The sequence below is a fragment of the Trueperaceae bacterium genome (assembly GCA_031581195.1).
Lineage (GTDB): Bacteria > Deinococcota > Deinococci > Deinococcales > Trueperaceae > SLSQ01.
This window is the reverse complement of the sequence record JAVLCF010000112.1, coordinates 1-7503: the sequence shown is the minus strand read 5'-3', so window position 1 is coordinate 7503 and position 7503 is coordinate 1. Positions and strand designations below refer to the sequence as shown.

Sequence of the window (7503 nt, the reverse complement as noted above, 5' to 3'; positions counted from 1 at the left end):
GTCGCGTCGGGCTCGAAGCGGTACACGAGCGGTTCGATGCCGTAGTCGCCGGCGCGGATGGTGGCCGCGACGTCGTCGGCGCGGTCGGCGTCGTCGTACGGGCCGACGAGCACGACGACGAGATCGTCCTGCGTGCCGAGGAAGACGGGGTAGCCGTCCTCGCGGAAGGTGGCGGCGAGCGTCTCGGCGTTCTCGCGCGCCGTGAAGGTGCCGACCGCCACGCGGTACGGCGCGTCGGGCGCGTCCGCGGCCAGGTCGACGTCCGCTGCGGGGGCGGCGACCGCCGCCTCGTCCGGCGCGTCGTCCGGCGCGTCGTCCGTCGCGTCCGTGGCCGGCTCCGGCGGCGCGTCCGCGTCGGCTTCCTCGGCGTCGGCGTCGGGCGCGCCGGGCGGGGTCGCGGGGGCGTCGAGGCCGGCGCCGGGGTCGACCGGCTCCACGCGGGCGGGGGCGTCGGCGTCGACGTCGGTGGCAGCGTCGGCGTCGGCGGCGTCCTCGTCCGCCTCCGCGGGCGCCCCTTCACCCGGCGCGGGCGCCTCGGCCGTGTCCGCGTCGTCGCCGGGGACGACGGCGACGTCGGCGTCGGCCGGCGGGGTCGCCGCCGGCGTCGAGCCGCCCCCCGGCACGAGCGACCCTCCGGTCAGCAGGGTCGTGACGATGCCGGCGATCACGGCGATCAGCGCCACCCCGATCAACAGATCGGGCCAATTCCGTCTCAACCAATCCACGGCGTCGCTCCTCCCGGCCGCGCCCCGCACCTCGTGGGGCGGCCCCGTCGGGCTCCGGCCCGCCCCCTCGCGTCCGTCGGGCGCCGGCCGGACCCGCGCGTCAGAACAGGTCGTCCAACGCGTCGCATGCCGAACCGTACCCCAGATCGCATGCGTTCGCCCAGGCGTCGCGCGCGTCGTCGGGTCGTTCCAGCGACCAGCGGGCCCACCCCAGGTGGTACGCCGCTTCGGCGTCGTCGGGGGTCTGTTCGAGAAGCAACGCGTACACGTTCTCCGCCTCGGCGTAGCGCTCGACCGCGAGGTAGGCCGCCGCCAGGTTGCGGCGCGCGACGCGGTCGTCGGGCTCCAGGTTGGTGGCGGTCTCGAGGGCGCGGACGGCGGCGGGGTACGCCTGGTCGGCGTACGCGGCGAGGCCCGCCCACGTCCAGGCGTTGCCGTCGTCGGGGCGGGCGTCCGTCACGACGCGCCAGGCGTCGCGCGCCGCCAGGTCCCCGAGCGCGTAGGCGCTGCGCCCGACCCGACGCTGGGCCTCGAGGCGCACCTCGGTCGCGTCGTCCGGCGCGCTCGCGAGCGCCCGGCGGGCGGCGGCGACGGCGTCGGCGTGCCGGTCCTGCGCAGCGAGGGCGTTCGCCTGCACGAGCGCGATGGCGGGGTCGCCGGGGGCGATCTCCGCGGCGCGCGCCAACGCCGACGCGGCGCCCGCCGCGTCGCCCGCCTCGAGGAGCGTGCGACCGAGCGCGGTGTACGCCTCGGCGCTGGTGGGGTCGATCGCGACCGCGGTGCGGTACGCCTCCGCGGCGGCTTCGCGGCGCCCGACGCCGTCCTGCAGGCGTCCGAGCGCCAGCCAGCGGGCAGCTTCGCCGGCGTCGTCGCCGGCGGCCGCGGCGCGCTCGATCCCCCGCTCGAGGCCCCGCAGGGCGTACTCGAGGCGCCCCGCCGCGGCGTACACGTCGGCGACGAGGACGTCGACCCGCGCCTCCGCCCCCTCGCGCGCCAACTCCGTCAGGTCGGGGAGGGCCTCGAGCCCCCGCCCGGCCTCGTGCAGCGCTTCGGCGTGCAGGTAGATCAGGTCGGCGTCCCCCGGACGGACCGCACGCGCGTCGGCGTACGCCGCCGCCGCGCCGTCGGCGTCGCCGACGCGGGCGCGTTGCGTGGCGACGCCGCGCCAGGCGGCGACGCGGTCGTCGACGCTCGCTTCGCCGGGGTCCGCCTCCTCGAGGGCCCGCTGGAAGGCGGCGACCGCCGCCTCGGCGCGCCCCAGGCGCGCGAGGGTGACCCCGCGGTTGTAGTGCCCGTCGAACCGCGTGGGGCACAGGCGCGCCACCTCGTCGAAGGCGAACAGGCCCCCCTCGACGTCGCCCTGCGCGGTTTCGGCGAGGCCGAGCCCGAAGTGGGCGTCGCACGTCCGGTAGTCGAGCGCGATGGCCTCCAGGAACGCCTCGCCGGCGTCCTCCGGGTCGCTCTCCAGGAGGGCGTTGCCGAGCGCCGTCCACGGCGCCGGGTCGTCGCCTGCGGCCTCCGCCGCGGTGCGCAGGGCGGCGACGTCCGGCGCGGCGTCGGTCGCGCCGTCCTGCGCCTGCACCGGTCCGGCGAGGGCGAGGGCGGCGAGGAGCGCCCCGACGCGGAGGCCGGCGACGCGTCGTGAACGCAGTGACGTAAGCATGGCGCGAGTCTACACGGGGCCGTGGGCCGGGGCGGTGACGCTCGCGCTCACCCCACGGACGCGTTCGGCGTGGCGTTCGGCGTCGCGGTCCCGCGCTGCTGCCACGACAACTGGCCGCAGGCCGCGCCGCTGTCCTGCCCGCGACTGAAGCGCACCGACACCGACACGCCCGCCGCCTCGAGGCGGGTGCGGAACGCCTGGATCGTCGCGCGGTCGCTGCCGGCCTGGGGGCTGCCGTCCCACACGTTGAAGGGGATCAGGTTCACGTGCGACAACAACCCCTCGAGCCGGTCGGCGAGGGCGTCCGCCTGCCACGGCGCGTCGTTGACGCCGCGCAGCATCGTGTACTCGATCGACACGCGCCGCTTGGTGGCGGCGTACCAGGCGTGCAGCGAGGCCATGACGTCGTCGACGTCGTGCGCGTGCGCGGTCGGGATGATGGTGCGGCGGGTCGCGTCGTCGGGCGCGTGCAGGGACACCGCCAACGTCAGCGGGAGGCCCTCCCCCGCCAACCGCTCGATGCGGCGGGGCAGGCCGACGGTGGAGAGGGTGATGCGGCGCGGGGACAGGTCCAGGCCGCGCGGGTCGATCAGCGTCCGGATCGCCGACACCGCCGCGTCGTAGTTCAACAACGCCTCCCCCATCCCCATCAACACGACGTTGCGGATGGCGGTGGGCTCGACGCCCTCCGCCCGGGCGACGGCGAGGAGTTGCCCCACGATCTCGCCGCGCGTGAGGTTGCGCCCGAAGCCGAGCGCTCCGGTCGCACAGAAGGTGCAGCCGGCCGGACAGCCCACCATCGAACTGATGCAGACCGTCGTGCGGCGGGCGTAGGGCATGTACACCGCCTCGGTGCGGCGGCCGTCGGGCAGCGTGAACAGGTAGCGGACCGACCCATCGCTGGACGCGAAGCGCTCGAAGCCGTCGAACGGGTCGACCCGCCACCCCGCGGCGAGCTCCGCGCGCCAGCTGCGGGGGAGGTCGGTCATGGCGTCGACGTCGCCGGCCCCGCGGGCGTACAGCCAGCGGGCGAGCTGGTCGCGGCGGTAGCCGCGGCCCGCCTCGGCCGGGAGGTCGTCGAGCGGCAGGTCGAGCAGGAGGGGCACGTCGGCGCTCATGCGGGCGTCGCGTCCTCGCCCTCGCCGAGCTCGACGAAGATCGGCAGGTCGGGACGGCCGGGATCGATCTCGTCGCGCAGGCGCGTGAAGATCTCCGGATCGAGGTAGGCGGCGCTGGCGCGCACGAGCGCCAGGTAGTAGCGCGCCAGGCGGTGGGCGCCCGCCTCGCCGAGCCGCGCGCGTTCGCGCCGGGTGAGGAGCGCCTCGACGAACCCCGTTTCGCTCTCGAGGGCGGCGCTCCCCCCGGCCGCCGCGACCTTGCGGAGCAGCGCGACGGTCTCGCCGGGGTTGTGCCACATCCCGAAGTTCAGCTCGTCGGTGAGCGCGTCGACGCGCCGCATGTCGTCGCGGTAGTCGTCGCGCCCGAGCAGGTCGCGGGCGAGACGCTGGCGTTCGAGCCGCTTCGCGGCGTACTCCGCGAGCCCGAGTTCGCGTCGGGCGGGCCGAAGCGCCCCCCCGACGAGGGCGCGGAGGCGGTAGGCCAGCAGGTAATCCTGGTATTCGAGGACGTGCTCCACGCTGGCGAGGCTACCTGCTGCGCGGGGCACGTACCGCGGGCCGGGACACCGGATACGATGGGAGGGTCCGTCCCGCTCCCGCCCACGGCCCGCGCTCGCGCGGGGGCGTGGGCCTTCGCGACCGCCCGAGGAGGCGACCGCATGACGATTCGGCACAAGGCGGTGGGCATGGTGCTCGCCGGCGGCAAAGGTTCGCGCCTGCACCCGCTCACGTGGAAACGCACGAAACCGGCGGTGCCGTTCGGCAGCAAGTACCGCATCATCGACTTCGCGCTGAACAACATGATCAACAGCGGCATCTTCGGGATGTACGTCCTCACGCAGTTCAAGGCGCAGTCGCTGACCGAGCACATCCAACGCAACTGGCGCTTCGGGGGGATCCTCTCCGACTACTTCATCACCCTCGCGCCGGCGCAGATGTACCTCTACGAGGAGCTCGGTGCGGAGTGGTACCGGGGGACGGCGGACGCGATCTACCAGAACCTGCACCTGATCGACGCGGCCGACGCCGACCTCGTCGCGATCTTCAGCGGCGACCACATCTACAAGATGGACATCTCGCACATGATCGCGTACCACCTGGACAAGGGCGCCGACGTCACCGTCGCCGCCTACCCCACGCCGGTCGCCGACGCGACGCGCTTCGGGGTCCTGCAGGCCGACCGTGATTTCCGTATCACCGAGTTCCAGGAGAAACCGAGCGCGCCGAACCCCATGCCGGGCGACCCGACGATGGCGCTCGCCTCGATGGGGAACTACGTGTTCAGTCGCGACGCGCTGTTCGAGATGCTGTCCTCCGACGCGGCGGACGACGGCAGCGAGCACGACTTCGGCAAGGACGTGCTGCCGACCGCGCTGGCGCAGGGGCGGCGCCTGTTCGCCTACGACTTCGCGCGCAACCCCATCCCCGGGCAGGCCGGACCGAACACGTACTGGCGGGACGTCGGGACCCTCGACAGCTACCACGCGGCCAACATGGACCTCGTGGCGGGCGACCCGGAGTTCGACCTCTACAACGACGCTTGGCCGTTGCGGACGTCGGCGCAGTACAGCGCCCCGGCGAAGTTCGTGCAGGACGCCGACGACCGGCCCGGCACCGCGGTCGACAGCCTCGTCGCAGGGGGCGTCGTCGTGTCCGGAGGGACGGTCCACCGTTCGGTCCTGTCGCGCCGCGCCCGCGTCCACGGCGCCGCGACGGTGGAGCGCTCGGTCCTGTTCGACGACGTGAGCATCGGACGCCGCTGCGTCGTCCGCAACGCCATCATCGACAAGGACGTCGAGGTCCCCGACGGCACGGAGATCGGCGTCGACGCCGAAGCGGACCGGGCCCGGGGCTTCACCGTCACGGCGAGCGGCGTGACGGCGGTGCCCAAGGCGTACCGCTTCTGACCCGCGGCGGGCGGACGCCCCACCCCGGCATCGTCCCGCGGCTTACAGCCGGCCGCGACGGGCCGGTGCTACGCTTCTCGGGCCGCGCCCGGCGGGACGAAGGTTCCGCGCCCGTGGCGCACGACGGAGGCTTTCCTTGAAACGACCGTTCAATCCCTGGTTGATCGTGATGCTGCTGGTGTTGGGCATCTTCGTCGTCAACCAGCTGGGCACCGGCACCGGCGGCAGCGAAGTGAACCTCACGACCTTCCGCCAGCTCGTCGCGGACGGTCGCGTCGCGGAGATGACGATCGAACGCTCCACCGGCGAGATCCAGGGGACCCTGACCGGCCCGACGCAGGTGACGATCGACGGCGAAGCGCGGACGATCGAGCGCTTCGACACGACCGCGATCATCACCGACGACCTCGTCGCCGACCTCGAGGCGCAGGTCCCGGACGTCACCGTCCGCAACCCCTCGCAGTGGGTCGGGTTCCTCGTCTCGATCCTGCCGATCGTCGTGTTGATCGCGTTCTTCTGGTTCATCTTCATGCGCGCGCAGGGCGGCCCGAGTCAGGTGATGCAGTTCGGGCAGTCCAAGGCCAAGACGTACGGCCGCGAAAACAAGGTGGACACGACGTTCGACGACGTCGCCGGCCACAAGGAGGCGAAGCAGGAGCTGCTCGAGGTCGTCGACTTCCTGAAGAACCCGCAGAAGTACCACGAGATCGGCGCGGAGATCCCCAAGGGGATGCTGCTCGTCGGCCCGCCCGGGACCGGCAAGACCCTCCTCGCGCGCGCCGTCGCGGGGGAGGCCGGCGTGCCGTTCCTGACCGTCAGCGCCTCGGAGTTCATGGAGATGTTCGTCGGGGTCGGCGCCAGCCGCGTGCGGAACCTGTTCGAGGAGGCCCGCAAGTCCTCCCCCGCCATCATCTTCATCGACGAGCTCGACTCGATCGGCCGCCGCCGGGGCGCCGGCATCGGCGGTGGGCACGACGAACGCGAACAGACCCTGAACCAGATCCTGTCGGAGATGGACGGCTTCGAGAAGGACACGAGCGTCATCATCGTCGCCGCCACCAACCGCCCCGACATCCTCGACCCGGCGCTGTTGCGACCGGGCCGCTTCGACCGGCAGGTCACGATCGGCCTCCCGACGATGCGCGAACGCGAGGAGATCCTCGGCGTGCACGTGCGCGGCAAACCGACCGAGACCGACGTCGACCTGCACCGCCTCGCCGAAGCGACCCCGATGTTCAGCGGCGCGGACCTCGAGAACCTCACGAACGAAGCGGCGCTCGTCGCCGCGCGGTCCGACCGGAAGAAGATCCGCTGGCTGGACTTCAACGAAGCGCTCGACCGGATCACCCTCGGCCTGCGGCGCGGAAGCCTCGTGCCCAGCGACGAGGAACGCAAGATCCTCGCGTACCACGAGGCGGGGCACGCCGTCGCCTTCGCCGCGCAGAAGGCGTTGGGGCAGATCCGGAAGGTGACGATCATGCCGCGCGGAGGCGCGGGCGGCTTCATGGCGCCCCTCTCCAAGGAGGAGATGTTCCACAGCGTCGACCGCTTCAAGGCGCAGCTCATCGTCGCGTTCGGTGGGCGGGTCGCGGAGAAGAAGGTGACCGGCACCCTCAGTTCCGGCGCCAGCAACGACCTCAAGCAGGCCACCGAAACGGCGAAGCAGATGGTGCTCGACCTCGGGATGGGCGACGCGGAGTTCGTCGCCTGGGGGTCCGACCAGGGCCCCGTGTTCCTCGGGGGGGAGATCTCGCGCCGCAAGGACTTCAGCGAGGAGACCGCCCGCGAACTCGAGGGGCAGGTCTCGCAGATGCTGCAGGAGGCGTACGACGGCTGTCGCGGCCTGATCGACGAGCACTGGCCCGCCGTCGAAGCGGTCGCGCAGGCGCTACTGCGGAGCGAAACGATCGATGGGCGCCTCATTCACGAGGCGTACGAGCGCAGCGAAGCGGGCGAACCGACGCAGGAGATCGTCGATTGGCTCGTGCAGGAGACCCGCGAGGCCGAGGAACCCGCCGCCGAGGAGGACGACCCCGCCGAGGCGGAGGAGGCCGACGACGCCGAGACCCCCGCCGAGGAACGGCCGGAAC

6 protein-coding genes are annotated in these 7503 nt (G+C 73.1%); 2 read left to right on the top strand and 4 right to left on the bottom strand.

From position 1 onward, the window contains the following. The 4 genes from RI554_09595 to RI554_09580 form a co-directional block, all read right to left on the bottom strand. The coding region (locus tag RI554_09595; GenBank protein ID MDR9392267.1) for an SPOR domain-containing protein at positions 1 to 725 on the bottom strand (725 nt) is incomplete at its 3' end. 100 nt (positions 726 to 825) lie between these two features. Further along, positions 826 to 2388 carry a tetratricopeptide repeat protein gene (locus RI554_09590; protein MDR9392266.1) on the bottom strand — a complete coding sequence of 521 codons (1563 nt, stop codon included), beginning with the start codon at positions 2386 to 2388 and terminating at the stop codon, positions 826 to 828. Between the two features lie 47 nt (positions 2389 to 2435). Further along, entirely contained in the window at positions 2436 to 3506 is a 1071-nt protein-coding gene (gene rlmN, locus RI554_09585) for a 23S rRNA (adenine(2503)-C(2))-methyltransferase RlmN (GenBank protein MDR9392265.1), read from the bottom strand. Further along, a complete protein-coding gene (locus RI554_09580; protein ID MDR9392264.1) occupies positions 3503 to 4024 on the bottom strand; it encodes a hypothetical protein in 522 nt (173 codons plus the stop codon). Before RI554_09580 ends, rlmN begins: the two co-directional genes overlap by 4 nt. A gap of 141 nt (positions 4025 to 4165) precedes the next feature. Between RI554_09580 and glgC the strand changes: the two genes are divergently transcribed. Both glgC and ftsH read left to right on the top strand, forming a co-directional pair. Continuing rightward, a complete protein-coding gene (glgC, locus tag RI554_09575) occupies positions 4166 to 5413 on the top strand; it encodes a glucose-1-phosphate adenylyltransferase (protein ID MDR9392263.1) in 1248 nt (415 codons plus the stop codon). Between the two features lie 136 nt (positions 5414 to 5549). After that, positions 5550 to 7503, top strand: a 1954-nt coding sequence (ftsH, locus tag RI554_09570; GenBank protein MDR9392262.1) for an ATP-dependent zinc metalloprotease FtsH, incomplete at its 3' end; no start/stop codon positions are given.